This is a genomic window from Pseudomonas sp. SWRI99 (assembly GCF_014270125.1).
Taxonomy (GTDB): Bacteria; Pseudomonadota; Gammaproteobacteria; order Pseudomonadales; family Pseudomonadaceae; genus Aquipseudomonas; species Aquipseudomonas hamedanensis.
Genome location: NZ_JABWQR010000001.1, coordinates 228,348 through 251,822, shown reverse-complemented (window position 1 = coordinate 251,822; position 23,475 = coordinate 228,348). Strand labels below are relative to the sequence as shown.

At 57.3% G+C, this 23,475-nt stretch carries 33 protein-coding genes, 1 tRNA gene and 1 pseudogene; 4 read left to right on the top strand and 31 right to left on the bottom strand.

All coding sequences use genetic code 11. The annotated features are described in order from the left end of the window. Nucleotides 1-26 precede the first annotated feature (26 nt). The 13 genes and pseudogenes from HU743_RS01140 to HU743_RS01085 all read right to left on the bottom strand — a co-directional run bounded on the left by HU743_RS01140 (nucleotide 27) and on the right by HU743_RS01085 (nucleotide 6,480). Nucleotides 27-479: a phage virion morphogenesis protein gene (locus HU743_RS01140; protein WP_186646251.1), complete on the bottom strand. Its 453-nt coding sequence runs from the start codon at nucleotides 477-479 to the stop codon at nucleotides 27-29. After that, nucleotides 476-958: a phage tail protein gene (locus HU743_RS01135; protein WP_186646248.1), complete on the bottom strand. Its 483-nt coding sequence runs from the start codon at nucleotides 956-958 to the stop codon at nucleotides 476-478. Before HU743_RS01135 ends, HU743_RS01140 begins: the two co-directional genes overlap by 4 nt. Next, nucleotides 955-1,221 carry an Rz1-like lysis system protein LysC gene (gene lysC / locus HU743_RS27080; RefSeq protein WP_346656497.1) on the bottom strand — a complete coding sequence of 89 codons (267 nt, stop codon included), beginning with the start codon at nucleotides 1,219-1,221 and terminating at the stop codon, nucleotides 955-957. Before lysC ends, HU743_RS01135 begins: the two co-directional genes overlap by 4 nt. Further along, a pseudogene (locus HU743_RS01130) lies at nucleotides 1,148-1,507 on the bottom strand (LysB family phage lysis regulatory protein); the annotation flags it as partial. The gene lysC and the pseudogene HU743_RS01130, both read right to left, overlap by 74 nt. Further along, nucleotides 1,504-1,710, bottom strand: a complete 207-nt coding sequence (locus HU743_RS01125; protein ID WP_186646244.1) for a hypothetical protein — start codon at nucleotides 1,708-1,710, stop codon at nucleotides 1,504-1,506. The gene HU743_RS01125 and the pseudogene HU743_RS01130, both read right to left, overlap by 4 nt. Then, nucleotides 1,707-2,546: an N-acetylmuramidase family protein gene (locus tag HU743_RS01120; protein ID WP_186646242.1), complete on the bottom strand. Its 840-nt coding sequence runs from the start codon at nucleotides 2,544-2,546 to the stop codon at nucleotides 1,707-1,709. The genes HU743_RS01125 and HU743_RS01120 overlap by 4 nt, the downstream gene beginning before the upstream one ends. Then, the gene (locus tag HU743_RS01115; protein WP_186646240.1) at nucleotides 2,543-2,857 is read right to left on the bottom strand and encodes a phage holin, lambda family; all 315 of its coding nucleotides are present in this window, start codon (nucleotides 2,855-2,857) and stop codon (nucleotides 2,543-2,545) included. Before HU743_RS01115 ends, HU743_RS01120 begins: the two co-directional genes overlap by 4 nt. 62 nt (nucleotides 2,858-2,919) lie before the next feature. Continuing rightward, nucleotides 2,920-3,132, bottom strand: coding sequence for a tail protein X (locus HU743_RS01110; protein ID WP_186646238.1), 213 nt, complete (start codon nucleotides 3,130-3,132; stop codon nucleotides 2,920-2,922). A 5-nt stretch (nucleotides 3,133-3,137) separates the two neighbouring features. Beyond that, entirely contained in the window at nucleotides 3,138-3,341 is a 204-nt protein-coding gene (locus HU743_RS01105) for a hypothetical protein (protein ID WP_186646236.1), read from the bottom strand. Continuing rightward, entirely contained in the window at nucleotides 3,341-3,805 is a 465-nt protein-coding gene (locus HU743_RS01100) for a head completion/stabilization protein (RefSeq protein WP_186646234.1), read from the bottom strand. Before HU743_RS01100 ends, HU743_RS01105 begins: the two co-directional genes overlap by 1 nt. 99 nt (nucleotides 3,806-3,904) lie before the next feature. Continuing rightward, the gene (locus tag HU743_RS01095; protein ID WP_114886550.1) at nucleotides 3,905-4,609 is read right to left on the bottom strand and encodes a terminase endonuclease subunit; all 705 of its coding nucleotides are present in this window, start codon (nucleotides 4,607-4,609) and stop codon (nucleotides 3,905-3,907) included. Between the two features lie 2 nt (nucleotides 4,610-4,611). Beyond that, nucleotides 4,612-5,616 carry a phage major capsid protein, P2 family gene (locus tag HU743_RS01090; RefSeq protein WP_186646232.1) on the bottom strand — a complete coding sequence of 335 codons (1,005 nt, stop codon included), beginning with the start codon at nucleotides 5,614-5,616 and terminating at the stop codon, nucleotides 4,612-4,614. Nucleotides 5,617-5,649: 33 nt separating this feature from the next. Then, on the bottom strand, nucleotides 5,650-6,480 hold the full coding sequence (locus HU743_RS01085; RefSeq protein WP_186646230.1) for a GPO family capsid scaffolding protein: 831 nt from the start codon (nucleotides 6,478-6,480) through the stop codon (nucleotides 5,650-5,652). Nucleotides 6,481-6,636: 156 nt separating this feature from the next. On the opposite strand from HU743_RS01085, the gene HU743_RS01080 reads away from it, so the two are divergent. From HU743_RS01080 to HU743_RS01070, 3 genes are all read left to right on the top strand, one after another. Next, entirely contained in the window at nucleotides 6,637-8,397 is a 1,761-nt protein-coding gene (locus HU743_RS01080; RefSeq protein WP_186646229.1) for a terminase ATPase subunit family protein, read from the top strand. After that, entirely contained in the window at nucleotides 8,397-9,452 is a 1,056-nt protein-coding gene (locus tag HU743_RS01075; RefSeq protein ID WP_186646227.1) for a phage portal protein, read from the top strand. The genes HU743_RS01080 and HU743_RS01075 overlap by 1 nt, the downstream gene beginning before the upstream one ends. Before the next feature lie 62 nt (nucleotides 9,453-9,514). Beyond that, nucleotides 9,515-10,276, top strand: a complete 762-nt coding sequence (locus tag HU743_RS01070) for a DNA adenine methylase (RefSeq protein WP_186646225.1) — start codon at nucleotides 9,515-9,517, stop codon at nucleotides 10,274-10,276. A 34-nt stretch (nucleotides 10,277-10,310) separates the two neighbouring features. On the opposite strand, the gene HU743_RS01065 is transcribed toward HU743_RS01070, so the two are convergent. Together HU743_RS01065 and HU743_RS01060 are read right to left on the bottom strand one after the other, a co-directional pair. After that, nucleotides 10,311-11,084 (bottom strand): hypothetical protein, encoded by a 774-nt coding sequence (locus tag HU743_RS01065; RefSeq protein ID WP_186646223.1) that lies wholly within the window; start codon nucleotides 11,082-11,084, stop codon nucleotides 10,311-10,313. Further along, entirely contained in the window at nucleotides 11,085-11,996 is a 912-nt protein-coding gene (locus HU743_RS01060) for an Abi family protein (RefSeq protein ID WP_186646221.1), read from the bottom strand. 276 nt (nucleotides 11,997-12,272) lie between these two features. Between HU743_RS01060 and HU743_RS01055 the strand changes: the two genes are divergently transcribed. After that, nucleotides 12,273-12,545, top strand: a complete 273-nt coding sequence (locus HU743_RS01055; RefSeq protein WP_238351666.1) for a hypothetical protein — start codon at nucleotides 12,273-12,275, stop codon at nucleotides 12,543-12,545. A 51-nt stretch (nucleotides 12,546-12,596) separates the two neighbouring features. Here the strand turns inward: HU743_RS01055 and HU743_RS01050 are convergent, their stop codons facing one another. From HU743_RS01050 to HU743_RS00975, 16 genes are all read right to left on the bottom strand, one after another. Next, nucleotides 12,597-12,836 carry a hypothetical protein gene (locus HU743_RS01050; RefSeq protein ID WP_238351665.1) on the bottom strand — a complete coding sequence of 80 codons (240 nt, stop codon included), beginning with the start codon at nucleotides 12,834-12,836 and terminating at the stop codon, nucleotides 12,597-12,599. Between the two features lie 83 nt (nucleotides 12,837-12,919). Continuing rightward, complete coding sequence (locus HU743_RS01045) at nucleotides 12,920-13,183, bottom strand: hypothetical protein (RefSeq protein ID WP_186646219.1); 264 nt, start codon at nucleotides 13,181-13,183, stop codon at nucleotides 12,920-12,922. A 237-nt stretch (nucleotides 13,184-13,420) separates the two neighbouring features. After that, nucleotides 13,421-13,612, bottom strand: coding sequence for a hypothetical protein (locus HU743_RS01040; protein ID WP_186646217.1), 192 nt, complete (start codon nucleotides 13,610-13,612; stop codon nucleotides 13,421-13,423). 243 nt (nucleotides 13,613-13,855) lie between these two features. Continuing rightward, nucleotides 13,856-14,074, bottom strand: a complete 219-nt coding sequence (locus HU743_RS01035) for a hypothetical protein (RefSeq protein ID WP_186646215.1) — start codon at nucleotides 14,072-14,074, stop codon at nucleotides 13,856-13,858. Nucleotides 14,075-14,238: 164 nt separating this feature from the next. Continuing rightward, on the bottom strand, nucleotides 14,239-15,042 hold the full coding sequence (locus tag HU743_RS01030) for a BRO family protein (RefSeq protein WP_186646213.1): 804 nt from the start codon (nucleotides 15,040-15,042) through the stop codon (nucleotides 14,239-14,241). Nucleotides 15,043-15,108: 66 nt separating this feature from the next. Continuing rightward, nucleotides 15,109-15,315: a hypothetical protein gene (locus tag HU743_RS01025; protein ID WP_186646211.1), complete on the bottom strand. Its 207-nt coding sequence runs from the start codon at nucleotides 15,313-15,315 to the stop codon at nucleotides 15,109-15,111. Further along, nucleotides 15,312-15,470 (bottom strand): hypothetical protein, encoded by a 159-nt coding sequence (locus HU743_RS01020; RefSeq protein ID WP_186646204.1) that lies wholly within the window; start codon nucleotides 15,468-15,470, stop codon nucleotides 15,312-15,314. The genes HU743_RS01025 and HU743_RS01020 overlap by 4 nt, the downstream gene beginning before the upstream one ends. A 1,071-nt stretch (nucleotides 15,471-16,541) precedes the next feature. Beyond that, entirely contained in the window at nucleotides 16,542-16,988 is a 447-nt protein-coding gene (locus HU743_RS01015) for a hypothetical protein (RefSeq protein WP_186646202.1), read from the bottom strand. After that, entirely contained in the window at nucleotides 16,985-17,488 is a 504-nt protein-coding gene (locus tag HU743_RS01010; protein ID WP_186646200.1) for a hypothetical protein, read from the bottom strand. The genes HU743_RS01015 and HU743_RS01010 overlap by 4 nt, the downstream gene beginning before the upstream one ends. Nucleotides 17,489-17,637: 149 nt before the next feature. Further along, a tRNA-Thr gene (locus HU743_RS01005) sits at nucleotides 17,638-17,713 on the bottom strand. Nucleotides 17,714-17,788: 75 nt separating this feature from the next. After that, entirely contained in the window at nucleotides 17,789-18,622 is an 834-nt protein-coding gene (locus HU743_RS01000; RefSeq protein ID WP_186646198.1) for an FkbM family methyltransferase, read from the bottom strand. A 344-nt stretch (nucleotides 18,623-18,966) separates the two neighbouring features. After that, complete coding sequence (locus HU743_RS00995; RefSeq protein WP_186646197.1) at nucleotides 18,967-20,202, bottom strand: methyltransferase; 1,236 nt, start codon at nucleotides 20,200-20,202, stop codon at nucleotides 18,967-18,969. Then, complete coding sequence (locus HU743_RS00990) at nucleotides 20,183-20,872, bottom strand: ABC transporter permease (RefSeq protein WP_064363372.1); 690 nt, start codon at nucleotides 20,870-20,872, stop codon at nucleotides 20,183-20,185. Before HU743_RS00990 ends, HU743_RS00995 begins: the two co-directional genes overlap by 20 nt. Further along, on the bottom strand, nucleotides 20,869-21,564 hold the full coding sequence (locus tag HU743_RS00985) for an ABC transporter permease (protein WP_186548469.1): 696 nt from the start codon (nucleotides 21,562-21,564) through the stop codon (nucleotides 20,869-20,871). Before HU743_RS00985 ends, HU743_RS00990 begins: the two co-directional genes overlap by 4 nt. 78 nt (nucleotides 21,565-21,642) lie before the next feature. Further along, nucleotides 21,643-22,392, bottom strand: coding sequence for an ABC transporter substrate-binding protein (locus HU743_RS00980; RefSeq protein ID WP_186548467.1), 750 nt, complete (start codon nucleotides 22,390-22,392; stop codon nucleotides 21,643-21,645). 13 nt (nucleotides 22,393-22,405) lie between these two features. Further along, nucleotides 22,406-23,179, bottom strand: coding sequence for an ABC transporter ATP-binding protein (locus HU743_RS00975; protein WP_186646195.1), 774 nt, complete (start codon nucleotides 23,177-23,179; stop codon nucleotides 22,406-22,408). Nucleotides 23,180-23,475 lie beyond the last annotated feature (296 nt).

The following is a 23,475-nucleotide window of genomic DNA, read 5'->3' as shown; positions in this document are numbered from 1 at the left end:
GTAGGGCGGGTTTGTACAGGAGGGAGTTAGCCAGCGAGGTGGTCGATGAGCAGGTTTCGGATGTTTTCCAGCTCGTCGCCGCTGAATCCCAGTAACTGGCGTTTTTCGTACTTCACGTCCGCTTGGCCACGTTCTGGTCGGTCCTTGAGGCCGTACTGGTGAACCCGGGCAATGCGACTCACCCGCCCAACGAATCCCACCGACATACCGTTTGCTGTGCTTTCGGTGCGCAGGTAGCGGGCCGTCTTCAATTTGCCGAACATCGTGCCCTTGATACGGCCCTTCTTTCCCCGTAGATCTTTCGGCTTGCGCGGCGCGAATGTCGAGCCGTCCGGATTGCGCTGGGTCGTGATGCGTTTCGACTGGCTACGGCGCAGATCCCGGGCGACAGCACCGAGCAGTTTGCGGCGTTCGCCCTCGCTCAGCTTCGCGATTAATGCAGCCGCCCAAGTTTCTAAGGCCTGCAGATCGTCGCTCATGGCGCCTCCCAACGTGTAATGAACTCGCCGCCAGCGGTCCATAACTCAAGCCCCGGCATGGTGAACGGATCATCATCGACCACAGGCTCTGGCGGATGGTTAACGACCAGTTTGCCGTCGTCTTGGCGCTTGACGATAACCCGCTCGGTGAGCGGCAGTTTGATCGACAGGTCGACCTTGCTGTTGTCCAGGACATCTGCCTCGAAGGCGACGGCAGTTTTGCTGCGCTCGACGTTTTCCATCAGTTCGCGCTGATTCACCAGGATCCATGCAAACAGCGGAATGGCGATCGCATCGGGGTGGCCAGCGTAGTCCGTGAAAATCAGATTCAGCGTGTAGCTGTATTCGAACGACAGGCCGAAGGCGGCGGTACTGCGCATGGTGCCGTTGTCGATGAAGACCATCAGGCGATCGGGATTTTTCTTTAGTTCCGGTACCGAGGCGAGTAGGTGCGCGCGTAGCGACTCTGGTTTGTTCATGGTTTACGCGCCTGTGCCTGCTGATGCTGGTAGACCATGTCTACTTGAGCAGCACATTGGGCCCAATCATTCTCGATTACCTCCTGGTCGTTGAGCAGGGTTCCGTTCTTGTCCGGTTTGGTTGCCGACAGGGTGCAGGGCACCACGGCCGGACAACCAGTCGCGATAAGCTGCGGCTCCGGTGATGGCGGGGCGCTCACGCATCCGGCGAGCAGCGTCAGGCAGATGCTGGTCAGCCCACAGGCGAAGTTCGGCATTTTCATGTTTCAAGTCCTCGATCATTCGTTGACTGGCAGATAGCCCTTGGCGCAGTTGGTCTTGCACGCCACGCAGAGTGGCCTGAGCGGTACGTTCTTTCTGCAGGGACGACTGGAGTTGAGCGGCCGTCTCCTCGCTGCGCGTCGCTCGATCACGGGCGGTTGAGGCCGCTTGATCGGCCAGCTTCACCTTTGTATCGGCGACCTCGATCCGCTGAGACTGGCCCCAGATGAGAAGCGCGATCGAGGCGAGCAAGGCGGACCCGTAGAGCGCCTGGCGCAATGTGCTCATGCGCGGTACCAGCCTGCGGCATTCATATCTTCCACCGTGAGCCGGTGCAGATCGCCCCGAAACACAACGGCCTTCACCCCTGGCGCCGCGACAGCGATGGCCTCGGCTAGCGCTTTGCACAGGTCTATCGGTGTTTCTTCCGGCACCACATAGACATCGCCATCGGCGGGACTGAGTTTTCGGATTTGCTCCTGATCGATCATGACGCCTCCGGAATAGGACAGCCTTCAGCGTGACGCTGATAGGCGCGCTCCAGCTTGATGTCGTACAGATTGCGGGCGAAGTTGGGGCCGTTATAGGCCTTGGCGAACGCTGCCCATTTTTTACCCTTCAGCGACTTGAGTAGCGCGGGATCCGCTTCGATAAAGCGCACGAACGCTTCGAACTGCTCGCTTTCGTCACGGGCCATTCGATCGGCAAAATCTGTAACGCTCGCGTAGCCGAGGCGCTCAGCGTGATAGCCCATCAGCTGGAAGGCGCCCCAACTGGCTGACTCTAATGCGCAAAGGTCATCGATTAATCGAGCATTGGCCAGGCGCTGGTGCTCGGCCGTGCCGCCCGCGTAACCACCGGGATTTGGGTTGACCAGGTTGGGCTGCTCAGTAGCCAGTTGATCGGCGTGCGCCTTCAACTCGACAGCGTCATCACCAGGAAGGCGCGGCGTGCCGAGCTGGCGATACATGATGTGGCGTTCGAATAGAATCTTGGGTTTGCCGTTGTCCAGGAAACCGCTGCCTTGGCTCTCGACTTCGTTGACCGCCATGACCGCGGCTAGCTCAACGCCCAGACGTCCGGCGGCGCTCACCAACAAGGCATGCTGCAGCAGGTTCGAACAATCCGCGCCGGCCAATGCCTGAGCGGTTTTCGAGCCCGCGATACCATCAATTACCAATCCAACTTTTTGCTGGTAATTACGCACCGCCGACTCCGTGGCATCACCGAAGTCGCCGTCCGGATTCAAACCAGCACCGTGTAAGTTGAGGCGCTGCTGCAGTGTGCGGACCGCTTGCCCGCGATCGCCGTGGCGCAAAGTACTCATAGCTGGTCCACCTTGCGGTTAAAAAACTGCTTGGCGAGTGCGCGAGTTCCCTCAACTCCGAGCAACCCGATCACGCCGCCGAAGAACGGGCCGGTTGTCGCAGGGATGCCCAGCAGAAAGAGCCCGTGGCTTGCCGAAAGCGCGAGCGTGCCGCACAGCGGCGCTTCAAGCAGAACTCGGCGCCAGGTGCCGCCGCCATAGATGATCCGCAGCGCAGCGATCACGCAGGAGAGTCCGCCTGAGTAAATAGCTGGCCAGTTGAGTTCGAGCCAGGCAGCTAACCAGGCCCATGTATCCGGTTTGTCAGGCATGCGCTTGATTCCGCTGTCCAAGGTTGAAGGTGGTGGTATGTCTGTTTGGGTGGTTCGGTGGCTCAATCCCATAGGTTCACCATTTGCAGTTCCGGGGCTTGTGGCGCGATATCCGGTAGCGACACCAAGGTGCCGTGGGGAATGATCGTGCCGAGATCCGAAAGTCCGGGGTTTGCCTCAAGCACCGCCTCCGTGATGCCGGCGGTGCGGCCGTAGACTCGCCAGCAAATGGCGTCGACGGTGTCGCCCTGAGCGGCGTATACCGAGGTCGTCATCAGAGTCAGTTTTCCGGTACTGGAACGGGGCCGATGTCTTCGGCGTAAACAAATGGTTCATCTAGCGAAACAATTGCTCCAAGCGACATGCCTGTTTCAGGATCCCGGCAAATAGCCAAACCCAACGGATGCATGATTTCCCGGTTGATCCGCACGAGAAGCCCGCGCCGCGAAATTTCGTTCCAGTCAATCGTTTCGTGTGTGGTCATCAGATCAGCTCCACGGTGGAATGGCCGATGCCCAGCAGGTCGCGGATGGCGAAGCGCGCATCACGCCGGTACTCATCGACAGAAGGCGTCAGTTCGTCGGCATTCTTGTTGCCTTCGACGCTGGTGTCGTAGCTGCGGTAGCGCTCAGCGAGTTCAGCGCCGACGCCGCAATAAATGGAGCGGCGGTAGAGGTGGACAAAATGGCTTTCGCCGTTGACCTCTAATGCCGGCACGGCTGCGATGGTGGCGTAGCCGTTGGCCAGATGGTTCGCCTTCACCTTGGCGAGTTCGCCATTCACCTGGATCAACGCGTTGACGGTCACGACTTCAATGCGCGCGTCGGTGATGCTGCCATCAAGGCGGATCGCCTTGCGCAGGTGTACGACATCGATGTCAGGCCAGAATCCATCATTGGTAATGACGAATGGATCTTCGGTGTTGCCGGTGGCAATAAATCCGCTCATGGTTCAGCCCTAAGTCGGCGGTGGCCGGGGCGTCACAGCAAAGAAAGGAGGAAACCTGCTGTTCAGCCCCGGGCCGCCGGGGTTGCGGGGTACGCTCTGTCAGCTCCCGGTAGGGGGAGCAATCTTTTTCAGGAGGCGCTCAGCACCTTCCAAATCCTTTTTGCCGCCGCAACTGCCGTTCAGCTCAATGGCGCGTTTCAGCAGTTCGATACCGGCCATTACCTGGCCGGGTTGGCCCGGGTTATCAGCCGTCAGTCCCGCCACAGTGGCCCGTCCCGTAGCCAGGTACAGCTTGGCGCGGACTTCGTCTGGCATGTCCTGCTCCGCTGTCAGCTCCATGGTGCGGTGCAAAATAGCCAAGTCGAATCCACCGCTGGCTTTCTGAGAGATCAGCGCACCTTCGGCAATCTCCTCGGCCACCAGGCAGCCGGTAGTCCGTTCGAAGCGATCGGGCATCAGCAGGTTGTGCTGCAACACATACGCTGCGATATCGAGCGCACCGGTGTAATCACCAGCGTCGATGCGCCAAATCATGATGGTGGTGAGTACTTCGTCCTGGGCGCCGTTGCCCGCAGCGAGAACCCCGTCGACGTAAGGCACGTACTCCGGCAGGAGCTGCAACTTCAGCGCAGCTTTGCCTTCGTTCGACTGGATTTGCTTGAGGCGAAGACGGTGCTGAAGCAGCTGGGCCAGCTGCATTTCATAGGCCGTCCCGCCCGCCATCGAAACAGCGGGCGACGCAGCGGCAGCCTCTTGCGAGGCAAGCGCTTTCAGCCGGTGACGTTGGGCGAGCGAGAGGGCCATAGTTATGCGGCCTCTTCGATGTTTTCGACCAGGGCGCCGAGACCGAAGTCCTCGATCACATAGTCCTCGTTCGACGACTGATAGTCGGCGATGCGATCGCGCTCCGGCTCGTCCCGGGTCATGCGGCGACGGCTGCTGATCTGGAAGTAGATCGACAGGTTTTTCAGCGTGGTGATCATGATGCCGCCGTCGATGAAGAACGGAGCATCCTCGATCGGCAGGCCGCCCAGCGTGCCGTTGGCGAGAATCCGCGCGGCCGCCAGCTCATTTTCGTTGTCTGCAGCGCCTTCGATGTTTGCCAGGAACTTCGCGTGCAACAGGTTGCGGTCGACCAGGACTACCAAATCCGGACGCTTGCGGTGCCATGGGTCCAGCAGCTGGATGGCGTCGTAAACCAGACCGTCGAGAGTCTTGTAGTCGCCGGTCGGGCCGATGGTGACCTTGCCAGCAACCTTGCCGCTGCTGAGCACGCGCTCAGGCGCTTTGGTGCGGTACTTCTCCAGCCAGCCAACGTTCACGTCCTGCAGCAGTTGGTTGGTTGCGCGATCGGTCGTCGCGGCCGCGCTGGTGCCGTTGAAGCCGATCATGATGCGGTCCAGGGCTTGGCGCTCGACGATTGCACCGGACAGGCGAGCCTGGAAGTCTGGGAATTTTGCCCAGGCATCGAGCAGCGCGTACGGAATCGCGGTATCGAAGTCGGTTTTCTTGCAGCTGTACGTGTCGTTTTTGAGCGAGCTGACGCCGCGAGGGTTGCGAGCAGCCAGGCTGGTGTCGGTGCGGCCGGCGATGGTTGAACCAACGCCCAGAACGATGGCTTCACCGTCCTTTTCGTCGACGCCCAGCACGTTGATTTTTTTCAGGAAGGCGCTGGATTCCTGAATGGCCGTTTCCAGCTTCTGCTGCACCGACGGGGTGACGGTGAATTTTTCCGCCACGGATCCGACGGAGTTGATCGCCGCGACCTGTTTGGTGAAGCCGTTGAAGGCAAGACGTGTTTCGTTACGCATGGTGTTCTCCTGGGAGCTTGTAAGGGCCGATGATCAGTAGTCGGTCAGCACAGCGCCGTTGCCGCCGGTCACGGATGGGCGTTTGGTTTGGCTGTGGTCTTGGGTATCGCCCAGGCGCTTGACCAGTTCGTTGAGGTCATTGCTGAGCTTGTCCACGCTGGTCTTGAGGTCTGCGGAGAATTTTTTCTCGGCCGCCAGTTGGTCTGGCAGATCCTTGACGTGCTCGGCGACGGCTTCGACCGCCTGACTGATTTGGGCAAACTCGCCGTCATCCTTGGCTTGTTTGCCGGAGAGCAACGCCTGCACCTTGCTGAAGAGTTTGGCGCCCACACTGGGCTTGTCTTCGATTTCTTCGAAGGTGAGTTCGGTTTCCACCGCCTCGGTGAACATTGAGGTCGCGGAATAGTGGCGATCTTTGAATGGGCTCGATTCAGGTTTTTGAGCTGAGAACGCGAGCACGTCGGTGCCGAGGCTGGCCGGGGAGTCGGTTACAGCGAGACCGACGATATAAGCCTCACCGGTGTCGGAAAAGTTGTCGTCGATTTCGATGGATGTGTAGATCTTCTGTTTCGCCTTGTTCAGGGCGATCAGATCCGTGGTCGGTTCGATTTGGGCAAAAAGGGCGAGTTTGGTCTGGCCGTTGATCTCGACCTCTTCAGCCTTGACTGCTGTTACGTCCCCGTAGGCCTTGAACGGACCATCTGGCAGCAAGCTACGAAAATGCTCCAGCCAGATCCGAGCGCCGTAGGTGGTCGGGTTGAAGTTTTTGGCAGCCTGTTCCAGCCAGCTGCGTTTGATGGTGCGCTTGTCCGAGGTAGCGCCCTCAACGGCGACACGGAACCAATTGCTGCGAAATTTCTTCATGTCGGGAATCCTCAAAGCTGTGCTGCTGGGTGCAGTTACGTTGAGGTACATCCTCGGCAGTCGCGTAATTCCGGGCAATCAGCGCCAGTTGTAGGCGCCTGAGCTACATGGCACATCGCTACGCCTTCACGCGCGCGAGGCGTCAGCATCGCCGCCATGACTACAACCGACGCCACTCCTATCCGCGATAACCGCCGCCAGGCCAAGTTCCTCTACTGGACCGGCCTGCGGATCTGCGCGATCGCAGAAATGCTGGATGAAAAGGAAAAGACCGTTCATGCGTGGAAAACGCGGGACGAGTGGGATCGGGCCGATAATGTGGAGCGCATCGGCGGCGCTCTGGAAGCGCGGCTGGTGCAACTGATCCTCAAGGAAGGCAAGACCGGCGGCGATTTCAAGGAAATCGACCTGCTGCATCGTCAACTGGAACGGCAGGCGCGGGTCGAGCGATACAAGGCCGGTGGCACCGACACCGACCTCAACCCCAATCTGGCCAAACGCAACGAAGGCCCGAAGAAGAAAGCGGCTCGCAACGAGTTCAGCGAAGACCAGATCGAGCTGCTCACTGAGGCATTTAAAGACGGGTGCTTTGGCTATCAACTGGACTGGTACCGGGCTAGCAATCAGCGCACCAGGGCGATCCTCAAAAGCCGGCAGATCGGCGCCACTTACTACTTTGCCCGTGAGGCGTTTATTGATGCCTTGGTCACCGGCCGCAATCAAATATTCCTTTCAGCGTCGAAGAACCAGGCGCACATCTTCAAGGCCTACATTCAAGGTTTCGCCCGCGAGGTATGCGGCGTCGAGCTCACCGGTGATCCGATCATCTTGGCCAACGGCGCCGAGCTGCACTTCCTCGGAACCAATGCCCGAACCGCTCAGGGTTACCACGGTAATTTTTACTTTGACGAATTCTTCTGGACGTTCAAGTTCAACGAGCTGAACAAGGTCGCCAGCGGCATGGCGATGCAGAAGCAATACCGTCGCACCTACTTTTCCACGCCATCGAGCATGGCGCATGAGGCCTACACGTTCTGGACCGGCGAACGCTTCAACAAAGGCAAGCCGGTCGCTCAGCGGCTGAAACTCGACGTGTCGCACGACGCGCTGCAGCAGGGCCGACTTTGCGAGGACAGGATCTGGCGCCAGATCGTCACCATCCTGGATGCCGAGCAGCGCGGTTGCGACCTGTTTGACCTTGAGGAGCTACGCCTCGAGTACAACGCGGACGCCTTTGCCAACCTGTTGATGTGCCAGTTCGTCGACGACGGGGCCAGCATCTTCCCGCTCAACGTTTTGCAGCCTTGCATGGTCGACAGCTGGGTCGAATGGTCCGAAGACTACAAACCTTTCGCCGCGCGTCCGTTCGCCGATCGGCAGGTTTGGATTGGCTACGATCCGGCGGAAACCGGTGATAGCTCCGGCCTGGTGGTCGTGGCCCCGCCAACCGTACCCGGTGGGAAGTTCCGCGTGCTCGAGCGCCACCAGTTCCGAGGTATGGACTTTGCCGCCCAGGCCGAGGCGATCCGCTTGGTCACGATGCGCTACTGGGTGACATACATCGGCATCGACATCACGGGCATGGGCTCTGGCGTGGCCCAGCTGGTGCGCCAATTCTTCCCCAACGTGACGACCTTCAGCTATTCCCCCGAGGTCAAGACGCGCCTGGTGCTCAAGGCCTACGACGTGATTCACAAAGGGCGCTTGGAGTTCGACGCCGGCTGGATCGACATGGCCCAGTCGCTGATGGCGATCCGCAAGACCATCACTGCCAGCGGCCGGCAATTCACCTACACAGCAGGCCGAACCGACGAGACCGGGCACGCGGATCTCGCATGGGCCCTTTTCCACGCATTGCAGAACGAACCGCTTGAGGGCCAAACCTCAACGAATACCGGCTTCATGGAGATTTACTGATGAGCAACAGCGGCAGCGAAACCACGCAATCGTCCACTTCAGCCCCGGCTGCGGCCGAGGGACAGTTGCTGCCGGCAACGGGCGGCAAGATGGAAGCCTTCACCTTCGGTGACCCTACGCCGGTGCTCGATGAGCGGGGAATTCTGGACTACTTGGAATGCTGGCTGAACGGTCGCTGGTATGAGCCGCCAATGTCCCTCGATGGGCTGGCCAAGTCCTCCCGGGCCAGCGTGTTCCTGCAGTCGGGTTTGAATTTCAAGCGCAACATGCTTGCCCGCACCTTCATCCCCCATAAATGGCTGTCGCGGCAGACTTTCGAGCAGTTCGCCCTGGACTTCCTCTGGTGTGGCAATGGCTATCTCGAAAAGCGCGAGAACATGCTGCGCGGTACGCTCGGCCTGCAGCCCGCTTTGGGCAAATACATGCGCCGCGGCGAGGATCTCGAAACGTACTACCAGGTACGCGGGTGGCGCGATGAGCATGAATTCAAGCGCGGTACGGTTTACCACCAGCGTGAGGCGGACATTAACCAGGAGATCTACGGACTTCCTGAGTGGTTGCCGGCCCTGCAGAGCGCACTGCTCAACGAGTCCGCCACGTTGTTCCGTCGTAAGTACTACAACAACGGCAGCCACGCAGGTTTCATCATGTACATGACCGACACCGCGCAGAACGAGACGGACGTGGGTGCACTGCGCGCCGCACTCAAATCCGCCAAAGGGCCGGGAAATTTCCGAAACCTGTTTATGTACGCCCCAGGCGGCAAGAAGGACGGCATTCAGCTGATCCCGGTCAGCGAGGTGGCGGCGAAGGATGAATTCGGCTCGATCAAGAACATCAGCCGCGACGACATGCTCGCGGCGTTGCGCATTCCCCCTCAACTGATGGGGATCGTGCCGCAAAACGCCGGCGGTTTCGGCTCGATCAAAGAGGCCGCCCAGATCTGGGCCATGAACGAGCTCGAACCCATCCAGGCACGTCTGCAGCAGGTCAATGAATGGTTGGGCGAAGAGGTGATTCGCTGGAGGCCGCTGGAGCCTGTTTCCGACAAATGATCAGCCCGGGCGGCTGCTCATTGAAGCTGCCGCCCATTTTCAATCCGAAGTAAGGACCACCAATGTCTGCACCGATTTTCCCTTGGATGGGCGGCAAGCGCCGCATGGCGAAACACATCCTGCCGGAGTTTCCAGATCATGATTGCTACGTTGAGCCGTTCTGCGGCGGCGCGGCCTTGTTTTTTATGAAGGAGCCCAGCCGCGTCGAGGTGATCAACGACTTCGACGGCGAGGTGGTGAACCTCTATCGGGTCGTTGCCAATCACCTGGAAGAGTTCGTGCGCCAGTTCAAATGGGCACTGGTGAGCCGCACGATGTTCGCATGGGCAAAAGAGCAGGCGCCGCGCACGCTGACCGATATCCAGCGCGCAGCGCGCTTTTTCTATCTGCAGAACCTGTGTTTCGGCGGCAAGGCAAAAGGCCGATCTTTCGGGACCGCGACCACTTCGGCGCCAAGGCTAAATTTGCTGCGTATCGAAGAGAAACTCAGCGACGCCCATCTGCGCCTGGCGCGAACCACTGTCGAACACCTGGATTGGAAGGAGTGCATCCGCCGGTACGATCGGAACCACACGCTGTTTTATCTGGATCCGCCTTATTGGGAGACTGCGGGATACGACGCTGGGGATTTTGGTTTTGAACAGTTCGAAGCCATGGCGGACCTGGCGCGATCGATCCGGGGGAAGATGGTGATATCGGTGGGTGACCATCCGAAAATTCGCGAGGTGTTTGCGGGGTTGCGCCTGAAGGAGGTGCCGTTTCGGCATACCGTAGGTGGCAAAGGGGGTGTTGAAGTTAACGAGCTCGTCTTCTTCAATTGGTGAGAAAGCCTGCGGGTTCGATAGCCAATCGAGCCCGCTAACTCGTGGTGTCTATTTTCTCACCTATTTTAGGAAAACGCTCTCCGGGGAAAATGGTTGTCGCAATGGCATGCAACTCATTATGAATGTTGTAAACGGATTCGAGATGTAATGTTAGTTGCTCGTATGCCGCGTTTGCCATATTTAATGAAGTGAAATAAATTTCATCGCCCAACTCCGGTCTGAGCTCCGAAAAAGTGAGCGATCTTCCGTTCTTCTGTCGATCCGCAATAGCAGGTTGAAGTTTTTCGATAGCATGTTCATTTCGTAGGTTTACGGCATATATGGCTTGTTCGAATCGCTCTTGCTCTATGCTGAGTTGGAATAGGAAGTCGACGTGTTCTTCGTTAGCAAGAAACATTAAATCGTCAATGTTGATTTTGAGGTCTTTGTAGTCGGGGGGTTTTATCGCGGGCATGGAAAAAGCTCGAGCTAATTCCTTTGGATGCCGATCGTAGACCGTTTTCAATAAGCCAATAGCATTATGCTGTCGCGCCATTATAAAAAGGCAGACGTCCAAAGCTGTTTTTCTTTTGGCTCTTTTGTTTTGATTTTCTTCATGCTGTCTAAGTTTGAATGCACAATAAGCGCCGAAGAACGCGCCGAAGGCTGAGCCACATATCGTGATTATGCTTTGGAATGAGGAAGGAACCACAACCTCATCGATTGCCAAACTCGAAAAGTACCAAAGCGTAAGCGCGCCCATCCCGATAAGTACACCAAGAATTTCAGGTGTATAGCGCTCTTTTGAAATGTTGATTTTTTCTTTCATTTACCAACCTCTAGCATCCGTCTTCCAGAGTTCCGGAAAGCCCATGCGCTGGAAATGGGCAGCTCCATATCTTTCTTCCATTGAGGCGAGCCTTGCCTTGAATGTGCCGTTGAAACCTATGGCGCTCAGCAAGACATGTATCACTGTCAAAGAGGCATAGACTGTCTTGTTGTCGGTAAACTTTATGTTTTTGAGCTTTAGATTGGTTGGGGAAACCCCTATTTTAACGTCGATGAATCGATCGTGATGTGCTGCCATATTCCGAAGAACTGTTAAGGCATGAAGCCAACTCTCGAACACTTCCACCTGTTTAATACCAAATTTAGAGGAAATGACTTTCCGATCAATCGGATCTCTAAGCATAGCAAATATTTTCGACCAAGTGCCCAATGTCACACATTCACTCATCGCCCAACTTGGGGGAAGGTAGGGGTCGTCGTAACTGTCGTAGTATGCCTTTATATAAAGTCGTGATGATGCCCGATCTACCTCGCTCTCGATTTTCGATAGCATTTGCCCTATTCCTATGCGTCCTTTTGGGGCAAAAATCTCATTTTTTAGATACCAGTGTGGCGAATATTTTAGGCTCAGCAGATTGCAGATTACTGCGCGCACTGCAACCTCGAGTCTTTCCGCTGACTCCATAATAATGGCGCGGATTTCTCGATCGCATTCGTAGCGCTCGGATATATGCTCAAACGTGGTGTTTGGCAGGAAGTTTTTGGTCGCAGGATCTTGTAACTGGAACCAGTATCCTTTCAGCCTGAAATGCCCGACGTAGGCGATGTATTTGAGGGCCATGTCGTCATCGTTGACGATCAGACCTTGAGTTTTCAGCTTGGCAAGCAGAGCCTGGGGAGTGAAAGCGGTTTTCGCAAACGGGAGCTTTGCTGCGGAAGCCGGCTTGGCCATGGTCAAACTCCAGGCAAAAAAAACTCGCCTTTTGCACGCCTGCTTTGAGGCAGGACCCTACCCGGTGGGCAGGACGTGTGGCGAGTGTGTTGATTCAAGGTTATTCGTGTTTGATCGTGTGGTCAATCACTATGTCACGCTCTGATCATCACTTTGCGGCGAGGTGGTGGTCAAACCTGATCATAGCGCTCCGATGTGCAATGCGCCCAGCGGCGCTATACCCACCGCTCACAGCGTGCAAAAATACTGGTTGTCTATCCAGTATTGGTCGTTGTTATGCCTCGCGATCTTCCTCCATTTAAGCCTGTAACGCAGGCCGAGCTGCGCCATATTTGGGTAATCCATCCCCAATGTCGACGGCTGGTCCTCGAGGTCGAGCGTTACCGGCGTGTGATCGCAAAGATCGATGATCTCTACAAGGTCACCCACCAGTCGTGGCGCGATAATTTAGGCGGCAACCTCACAGCGCTACATCTGCTGCAGCAAATAATGACTGAAGAGCGCGGACGCTCACCGGCGCAGATAGGCGATGCAGATTCCGCCCAATAAAAAGGCTCCCATCCTTCCGGTGGGAGCCTTATGAGCTTTATGCCGAGCCTATCAGAGCGGATCGAAGCCGGAGCGTGAAAGGACGCTCTGCAGCTTATCGACGGCCTGCTTAAGCAGGTGGGCCTCATCCTCGTTTATCGCGTGGCTGTTGAACTCAAACCAGCCGACGCGTTTCACGAAATGAGCGAGCGCAGACGTTTCAGCCTCCGTCAAAGATTCGCTTTCAGAAACACCGGTAGGGGTGGCAATGGTCAGGGTTATTGGATTGCGAACTACCAGATCGTCATTCATATTGGCCTTCCTCATGAAAATAGGAAAGGTATAACCCTTACCGCTCACTTACCTAGACGGTAAGCGAGCATGCATCCACTGGATCAGCCCCTAAGTGCCCAGGTTGGCCACTTCTCACCTTTGCAGCCACCGTAGAACTGAGAAGCAGCCTCGTGTGCGGACAGCTTTGCTGGGATTCTTTCTGCGGCATAAAACGCGTTATCCATGCTGATCATCAGGCCGGTACCGGAATAGTCGTGTCTCTCCGTGCCTTCATCGTCATGTTTGGCGGTATTGATGGCATTGGCGATCAATGCTGTCTGGACTTCGGTAATGAACTGATATTTTTTCCAGTCGAATTCTGTCACTGCTTATGCTCCATCTGACCAACTTGAGTGTCCCAAGCGCCATATCCTACGGTCGATGAAGGCCAATTGCTAGCAGGCCTCCGCGTCCGCGAGGTGCGGCTAGATCATCCTTACCGTCTGCTTACCAACACGGTAAGGGCTGCTTTAAGTGGGAGCCTTGTTCAGATAAAAAAGCCCCCACGCTCTCGCAGTGTGGGGGCTTTTTTGACCTAAGCGCCGTTATTCGTAACCCGGCAGTCACTCGCTCATCTTCTTCCAATCGGTTTTCGATTTCTCGGCCGGTTTGCCCAACACATAGGCCACGTGCACCTTGCCTTCGTTGTTCGCGCTCGGCACCACTGCCAGCAGCTTCCAGCCATCGGCTAGCCGCTTGTTGGCATTGTCGGCGCCGGCCACCTGCACCACTTCTGCAGCTTCACTCATTTGCATCTGTCTTACTCCTTGTGATTGCGCCGTGATGGCCAGGCCAGCGTAGCGTATAGGCTAGGCCGCCGATGTTCTTTTACGTTCGGGGCTTACCAGGACGGGAAGTAGCCCTCAACTCACTGGACATGAGTTCGGGCTGCCTTCTTGAATACCAAGCACTTGGTCGTAGTCTTGCGGATAGTGCTGTCCACCACCTTCCTATGAAGTCAGAACGCACGTCATTTACCGATGCCAGTCATGTGATGCCTAGTACTGCCGTAATCGCGTGATCGCGTCTGTAATTGCCGCCGCATTCCTGTCCAGGGTCTCTAAGGCCACTACAGCATTATCGGCGACAACATCTGCGCCAGCCCCTGAGATCCAATGAGTGATCTCTTCTATAGCCGCACCCAGCGCATGCTGATTGTGCAACAGCAGAGTCAGGGCATCGGCGGTGGTGATATTGGAATTCGAGTTATCTGGCATTGGAATCGTCCTTGAGCGAAAGCCTCCGAAAGGCTAGTTCATGAGTGCCGGATCATATTAGCTCAAGCATTTATCTCTCGATGAGGGACGGCCATTTAGTCATTGTTAATGATGCGGCGAACTCGCCTTACCGCCAGATCACTCAAGCGGTAAGGCACCACCATTTATTGGGCTCGAATTTGGGTCGGCTTCTTGAAAACCCAGCACTTGGTCGTGGTCTTGCGGATAGTGCTGTCCACCGCCTTCATCCCCACGAATTGGCGCTCGGTGCAGCGCTTCAGGGCATTCGTCACCTCGGCGCTGATGATGGCCTGAATGCCATTTGCGGCGAACAGCTCAACCAGGTGCGGCATGTTCAATGCGACCAGTTGCGAGTCTTTGGAGTGGTTGTACGCGATGCCCTTGGAATCCAGCTGCTGGAGCGCGGCCCAGAAGTCGGCAACAAGGTCGGCCTGGGGAGGCTCGACACTGCCGATGGTTTCCAGATCCGGTACCGGCAAACCCATGGCGGTGGACAGCTTCGTGATCTCGATACCGAGCAAATCACGCACAGTTCGATTACGGGTGCGCATCAATTCCTTGACCAGCCCAAGACGATGCTTCGACATGCTGATCTGCTGATTGACCGTGAGCTTCTCGCCGAGGGAATAGCTGCCGGTTTTACGCAGCGATGGTAGGACGTCGTGAGTCACCCAGCGCTTGAACCGTTTCGCTTGAGGTTTGCGACTGCTGAACAACAAGTTATATAGGCCTGCCTCGTTGACGATCATCATTTCCTGCAGTCCGCCAAGGGTGTCCATAGTGCGGACCCCCTTTTCGTCCTCCTCCAAGCGGGCATATGCATTGCGTGGGTTAGCGATTTCCAAAACCCTGCATACATCCGCAGCAACAAACCAGGTCTCACCATCTTGTTCGTCAAGGATCCGTACCGGCTGTGTTTCGAATTCAAAAAGCGAAGGCGTTTTCATTTTTTTACCTGCTCAATAATTGGTTGGCGAAAGGGGGGGGGGTACTACACCCCTCCCTTTTCACGTTCAGATCCGGCGATGGTTGTTGTTGGCGGAGCGAATGACGCTGTCCAGGTCAGCGCAGATCCGGTCCAGGAAGCCAGCCAGCATCTGCGGCGTGTACAGGCCGGGGTGGTCGGCCTGCTGAGCGAGCGCATGCACCAGGGCAAGCGAATCCCGCACCCGTTCCAAATCAAACAGATCGTCGTCAGTGAGGCAGTAGGGCTTTCTCATACGGCACCACCGTGCGTTTCAAGAGCGCGCACCTGGTGCATGTGGTGGTTGTAGCGCTTGAGGCGAGTAGCGAGGGAGGAGTTGGCGTGCAACGCGGCGAGAGCCATGCGGCGATGGGCAAGTGCGCGGATTCTGGACGGAATGAGGGCGGTCATAGTGGAGCTCCGTTTACAGATGAGGAGCTGCCGCCGAACGTCGCCAAACGTTATGGGTGGCAGCTGTACGCAGGTTGGCGAACCGGGGTAAACGGAACCCGGCAGACCCGAAGGTCTCCCACGCACAGCCGCCATAACACGTAACTGCGGGCACAAAAAAAGCGCCTGCAGTTGTGAAGATGGGCGCTGTTGCGCCGTTTACTGATCGGGTCGCCAAACCCGGTCGCTGAATTGGCAGCGACGACCGCACTCTACGCCCCTCAATGGCCGGGGATCAAGTGTCCCCGGACAATATTTCATATCACTGTACGTTGTCGCCGCCGGCGGCTGACGTGGCTCGGCTGTGGTGCCCAGCGACGTAGGGGCGAGGCGGCGGACGAGGCGCGCACCGTTTTGGGGCGATCCGGCAGCGGCAGGGGGGTTCTGCACCTGGCGCGCGCCGTCGTCCCCCCGCCACGCCTGCGGGCTAAATGGGTATCAATTTCTGCACACCCGCAGCGATCCACCAGCAGCGCCCGCTGGGCTTCTCCTGAGCGAACAGGGTTAGTGAAAACCCTACAAAACCCCGCACACCCCACTGCTTTTTCGAGCGGCCGGGAGCTCGATTCTGAGGACCTTTTTTCAGGTGACCCATGGGAAACAAGTAATTTAGGTATGGACAGGTAAGGAATCAGCTGGAGCCCGCTTGCGATGCGGTTTTGAGCACTTACTTTGCACTGGCTTTTTGAAGTAAGGAGAGGAGTAATTTTTTGCTAACTATATGATTTATATAGATATTTTATTTTTGATTTCTGACCTAGGTAAAAGGTAATGTTATTTCTATATATTACTTAAAACTTACCTAATCCAATAGCCTGGAAGCCTCGTATCTTAAGGCTTTCAGAGCGATCACGGAAAAACTTACTAAAAATACCTATTTCCCGTGGTTCAACATAAAAAGGGAACTGGCTTGGCGGGGAGGGTGGCTGCAGGCACTTCACACCTGTCACGGCTCTCTCTCACGAAAGCCGTCATCGCACTTCCCAATACACGCAGCGGACTCAACTCGCGCGTCTTGACCTTGACTTGAAATTATTCGAGCAAATGCTGGTGTGGTTTAGGCGCACCTTGATAAGAGGGCTGGGGCGGCGCTGGCACACTCAACCCGCTCATTCGAATCAGCATCGGAACGAGCGCTCTGTTCTGAAAGACCGTGTGGTCTTTGCCCCAGTGAAGACTGATCAATCGTGGTTGGATTGATGATCCAGCTAACGGAAGTCCGTTTGGATGGATAGTGGTGGTACCGCTCGCGGTATACACAAAAATCCAGTCACCCGGGTTCACAAATCCATTGCCGAACCAGAGCATATTGTCTTTCAACGGTGTAGTGGATCCATCTATAGAGGGCATCCCGAGAAACAGACAGTACTCGCCGAGATCGCACGCCTCTCTCACATAAATAGTAATGCGTTCAAGGTTTGCTACCCCATGATCCATTACGTTGTTGATATAGAGACTATCGATAGAGTCAAAGATCATCTGCGCTTTCCTCGACCGGGTATAAAGTTCGTCAGGAGCAAAACTCCTGCAAAAACGAAGATGAGATAAGACTGGTTGGGGTAGGTTTTGTAGACGTCAACGGCAATGCCAAACAGGAAAGGGCTAATGAACGTACACGCTCGCTGAGCGAGACCTAGCCTAAAATTTTGACCTAACCCTCCCTCCAGCCTGACTATTTCTAATCTTTCTGCATGAAGTTCAGCCAATGCTTGATCAAGCTTGGATTGATTTTCTTCGGCGAGAAGTTTTGCACGGTCTCTTTCATTAACGAGGTCATTCACCCACGCGTCAAAAATGCGAGCGCTCTGAGTACCACCGAAATTTTTCGGGTTTTCGGTAGCCAATCCTCGGAATGTATTTGGCAGGAGCTCTCCTACCAATGGAGGGCCAGCGTCCGGTGGGATGTCGACAGAGCCGACCGTTTGATTCCCGGTAACACCATTGTCGGTAGGTTCTGGAGCGTCGGCCATCAGATTCATTGCCAATCCCTGGAATGTGGCGGGGCGTTGAATGGCGCTACGAACTCGCTGCCGCTCCCGGTCGTATCAAATCACATCGCTTATTACGTCGCTTATTACGTATTTCGGATAAACAAAAGGCCTGCATCGCTGCAAGCCTTTGTTTTATATGGTGCCGGCACCAGGAGTCGAACCCGGGACCTACTGATTACAAGTCAGTTGCTCTACCAACTGAGCTATACCGGCGTGTGGGCGACGATTATAGCGATTGGGAGGATCCTGTAAACCCCTGAATTCAGACTATTTTTGTGGCCACTGCAATCACGCTCTGCGCAGGGTGTTACGCAGCTTTCGCAGCAGGCGCACGGTGCGGCTGTTTTGCAGTGCGTGCAGTTGCATTTCGGCCTGTTCGGCGCGGTGCAGGGCTGCGGCGAGTTGTCGGGCAGTGTCGGGTTCGGTGTAGGGGAGCGGATGGGCGAGGGCGTGGCCGCGGCAGAGGTGGAAGTTGTCGAGGTTGCAGGGTGGGATGTCGAAGGCGGGTTTGAGGTTGAAATGTTCTTCGGCGAGGAACCAGGTATTGAGACCGTCGAACAGGATCGACTGGTAGCCCGCCTCTATAACCAATGGCTCCCAGGTGTGGTCGCGCAGCCATGGGGTTTCGATCACGATGATCCATGGGCGGAAGCGGCCGAAGTCCATGCCACGCAGGACGGTTTCTTCGTGGCCTTCGACGTCGATCTTTAGAAAGTGGATCGGCCGGTCGGCGGCGTGTTGTTCGCAGATTGAGGTGAGTGTGCGCGCCTGGACCGTGAGCGGCTGCACGTTCATGCCGAGATCCTTGCGTTGCTGGGCCACGGCGGGATCGGCGGTGGACAGGCCGGTGCCCGGGATACCATAGAACATCACTTCGCCGGGCTGGTCGCTGGCGATGCACTGCACGGTGGTGTCGCGCGGGCGTTGCTGGCAGAGCGCGTCGTAGAAATTCTGCATCGGTTCGACGTTAACGCCTTGCCAGCCGTGGTCGTAGAACGCTTTGGTGACCGAGTCGTGGCACGGGTCATTGGCGCCGACGTCGATGTAGAAGCCGTTTTCGAATTGCTTGAGCGCGCGCCAAAGGCGGACGTCTTCAAAGTTCTGTGCATAAGAGATGAACACGGTCGCTTCCTGTCGGTCGGTTTTTCTTGTTCTGGCGTGCGCGGGCGGCGCGTTCAGGCTTTGTATAGCAAGGCTGGCGGACGCTCGCAAATATTCGCTGTGCAGGCTGCGGATTCGGCGGTTATGTCGTTTCGATTGGCGCCTTATGCACAACTCGCAGGCGCGATGGGGCGCTTAGGCCTGTTTTTGCGGAGCCGTTCTCATTTTGGGCGCAAATCCCTGTTTTGCAGGTTTTTTATTCATGTGAACAAAAAGTGACCAATGTCGATATTGCCGTGAAACAGGCGTGGATATTGGATCCAGCGAAATTTCATCAACAGAGTTATCCACAGGCTGCCGGCCGTCTATTCGCGTTCGGCGAGCAGCAGCAAGTTGCGCGGTGTGAGCGGTATTTCGCAGAAGGTGCCGAGGTGGACGTTGTAGCCCTGCTCGACAAGGAAAAGTGCTCGATCCAGGTTCAGCCAAAGCTCCAGCGGACGTCGGAAAAGTCCGCGCAGTAATTCCAGATTGCGTACTTCGGCCAGGCGCTGCCAACCGGCGGTTTCCAGCGCCTCCCAATCTGGCGAACCGACGGTGGATAAGTTTTTCAGTGCTGCCAGATCCCGGCAGTAGTCGGCGAACGGCTTATCTAGCCACGCACTTGGCAGCGAGGGGGTAGGCAAGTACTCGTCGATGCCGCGCGATGTTCTTTGCAGCAAATCGAAGGCCAGTCGTCGGGCCATGGAGGTGTCGCGCTGGCGTCGGACCCGTGCACCGGCGGTTACGGTTTCGCTCATTGGCAAGGCCAGATCTTCCAGCGAGAGCTGTAGGACTGATCGCCGGCCCGCCGCAGATAACGCGTGATATTCGTTGCGGCTGATGCGGTTGTAGCAGCACGGGGCAATCGCCATTTGTTGGCAGCCGACCGCGCTGGCCAGTCGCATCAGCCGCACGTGCAGATCGCCGCAAGCGTGGAGCGCGACGGGGGTGTGGGCCGCGTTCAAGACCGCAGAAGCATCCGCCGCCAGGACATCCTGCTCCACATGCAAGGCATGTAGATGATGACGCTGGCTCAATGCCTGACCGCTGGCAACGAGCGCGGGATCGTATTCGACACAGGTCAGCTGTTGCGCGCCACTCAACAAGCGCCGCCCCAGATGTCCCTTGCCCGAACACCAATCCAGCCAATGCGTCGGCTGCGCAGAAAAAGACAAGCGACTGGCAAACGCCTCGATCTGCTGCCACTTGCGTCCCGGTACATCGACATTCAAGCGATGGCCGGCGGCGTCCAGTGGATGCCCCGGCAACTCACCGACAGCACTCAGCTCGGCCGACAACCTCGCCAGAGAAGCGAACGGCTCCGGAGCGTCGATGAGATCGGCAGGATGATTATGAGCTTGCTCGGCGTCTTCCAGCGATCGCCCGCGTAGCCACGAAGACAACTCGGGGCAGGACGCTTCCCAAGCAAGCGAAGGATGAGTGAACGGTCGGGGTTTCCATAACGCCTGATGCGTCGTAAGAAAAGCATCTAGCGCGGTGAAGCGGGCGAGTAAGTCCTCGCCCGTCAGCACGTGGGAAGTTTTAGCGGCCTTGGCAGGCATCGACGCGCAGCCAGCGCTCCAGCAGCTTGAAGCCGCGCACCAGCACATAGGCCATGACCAGATAGAACACGCCCGCCGCGAAGAAAATCTCCACGGGCAGGTAAGTGCGGGCAATGATCGTGCGCGCCATCCCGGTCAGTTCGAGCAGGGTGACGGTGCTGGCCAGTGCGCTGGCCTTGAGCATCAGGATCACTTCGTTGCTGTAGGCCGGCAGGCCGATGCGCGCCGCGCGTGGCAGGATGATGTAGAACATCGCTTTGGGTCTGGACATGCCCAGAGCCCGCGCCGCTTCGATCTCGCCCGGTGGAATCGCCTGAATGGCGCCACGTAGAATCTCGGCGATATACGCCGCCGTGTGCAGCGTCATGGTCACCGTGGCGCACCAGAACGGATCGCGCAGGTATGGCCACAGCGAGCTTTCCCGTACGGCGTCGAATTGCGCCAGACCGTAATAGACCAGGAACAGTTGAACCAGCAGCGGAGTGCCGCGGAAAAAGAAAATGTAGGCGTAGGGCAGCGAACGCACGTACCACAGCTTCGAGGAGCGGGCGATGCCCAGCGGAATTGCCAGCAGCAGGCCGGCTATTACCGCGATGGCGACCAGTTCCAGGGTCAGGGTCGCGCCTTGTGCCAGTTTCGGCAGCCATTTGATAATGACTTCCCAGTTCATTGAGCGCTCCTCGCAAAGCCGCGGGCGGCGCGTTTTTCCAGGAAGTGCATGCCGGTCATCGCCAGCACTGTCAGGCCGAGGTACATCACCGCCGCCACCATATAGAAGGTGAACGGTTGTTTCGACACGGTCACGCCGATTTGCGCGTGACGCATGATCTCTTCCAGGCCGATCACCGACACCAGCGCGGTGTCCTTCATCAGAATCATGAACAGGTTACCCAGGCCCGGCAGGGCGATGCGCCACATCTGCGGCATGATCAAGCGGGTGAAGATCCGCCATTTCGACAGGCCCAAGGCCTGGCCGGCCTCACGGTGGCCCTTGGGAATGGCGAGGAGCGCGCCGCGGAACACTTCCGTGGCGTAGGCGCCGAAGCACAGGCCCAGTGCGATTACACCGGCGGCGAAGGCGTTGAGTTGCAGGTCGGGGTTGCCGAAGTACTCACCGAGGGCGCGCATCAGGTTGACCGTACCGAAGTAGATCAGCAGCACCCAGAGCAATTCCGGGACGCCTCGCACCAGGGTCGAATAGGTGCCGCCAAGCCATTGCAGCGGCTTGTACGGGGAGGTCTTGGCCAAGGCGCCGAGCAGGCCGAGCACCAGCCCCAGGCACAGGGCCGTGAGCGCCAGCTGGACAGTCATCAGCGCGCCGGCAGCAAGGGCCGGGCCGAATCCGTAGAGGTTGATAATCATGGATTTCTGTTCAAATCGCGGCAGGCAAGGTCGGGAACCGACGCCGAACGATCTCGGCGCCGGTCCCGCAGGTCAGAATCAATAGATGCTGAACGGGAAGTACTTGTCGTTGATCTTTTTGTAGGTGCCGTCGGCGACGATTTCCTTCAGCGCGGCGTTCAGCTTCTCGCGCAGTGGATCACCCTTGCGCACGGCGATGCCAATCTTGTCGCTTTCCACGACCGGATCGCCCTTGAACTCGTAGTTCTTGCCGGCGTCGGTTTTCAGCCAGTCATAGTTGGCGTACTTGTCGGCGAGGATGGCGTCGACACGACCGGAGGTCAGGTCGAGATAGGCGTTTTCCTGGGTATCGTAGAGGCTGACTTTGATGTCATCGCCATAAGTGTCTTCCAGCCAGGTGCCGGCCAACGTGGCGCGCTGGGTACCGATGGTCTTGCCCTTGAGCGAGTCCTTATCGGTTTTGAAGTCGACATTTTTCGGTGCGATGTACTGCAGCTTGTTCGAGTAGTACGGGTCGGTGAAATCAACCGCGCCCTTGCGCTCTTCGGTGATCGACAGCGAGGAGATCAGGAAGTCGAACTTCTTCGCGTTCAGGGCCGGGATGATGCCGTCCCAGTCGGACGTGACCACGGTGCATTCGGCTTTCATCTTCGCGCACAGGGCGTCGCCGATGTCTTTGTCGAAGCCGACAACCTGACCGCTGGCGTCTTTGTTGTTGAACGGCGGGTACGCCGCTTCGATGCCCATCTTCAGGGTTTCAGCCATGGCACCGGCGCTGAACGCGAGGGTGACGGCTGCGGCCAGGAAGACCTTTTTATAGTTCTGCATGCATGTTGCTCCGTTAGCGGTTGCTGGACATGAATTGTTTGCAGCGCGCCGAAAGCGGGTTATCGAACACCTGCTGTGGCGAGCCTTGCTCTTCTACCAGGCCCTGGTGAAGGAACACCACTTCGCTGGAGACCTGACGGGCGAAGCCCATTTCGTGGGTCACGAGCAGCATGGTGCGGCCTTCTTCGGCCAATGCGCGGATGACACTAAGTACTTCCTGAACCATTTCCGGGTCAAGGGCGGAGGTGGGCTCGTCGAACAGAATCACCTTCGGCTGCATCGCCAGTGTGCGAGCGATCGCTGCGCGTTGCTGCTGACCGCCGGACAGTTGCGCTGGATAGGCGTGGCGCTTGTCGGCGATGCCGACCTTGGCCAGCAGGGCTTCGGCGACTTCGATGGCCTCGGCCTTGCTCTGGCCGAGCACGCGACGCGGGGCTTCGATGATGTTGTCGAGCACGCTCATGTGCGGCCACAGATTAAAGTTTTGAAATACAAAACCAATCTCGGAACGCAGGCGATTGATCTGCTTGCCATCGGCGGCGACCAGTTCGCCATTTTTGGCGGCTTTGAGTTTGAGTTCTTCACCGGCCACCAGAATCTGGCCCTGGTGCGGGTTTTCCAACAGGTTGATGCAACGCAGGAACGTGGACTTGCCGGAACCGGAGGAACCGAGGATCGAGATCACATCGCCGTCGCGGGCGGACAGCGAGATGCCTTTAAGCACCTCAAGCTGTCCGTAGCGTTTGTGCAGGTTGCGGATTTCAAGCGCGGGCGTGGCCTCAGCCATGTGCGTTCCTCATATATGTTGCGCTCCTGCTGTTGGCGGGCCTTCCTGGCGAGGCGGCCAAGCTAGCATAGCGTTTCAATGGCAGCCAACAGCGCTACGAGCGGTAAACGGGTGGCATGTGGCAGGTTGTCGCATCGGCGCAGCAGACTGTCGCCCCATCAACAACCGAACGGGTGTTTGATCGCGCAAGCCCGTGGGTGTCGCGTAAAAAAAGGCGCGATGTTGCCAGCTTTGGCGGGGTGTTGGAAGCGCTATCCGGCCGAACGTTCCTCAATTGCGCTTTTTCTGTGCATCGC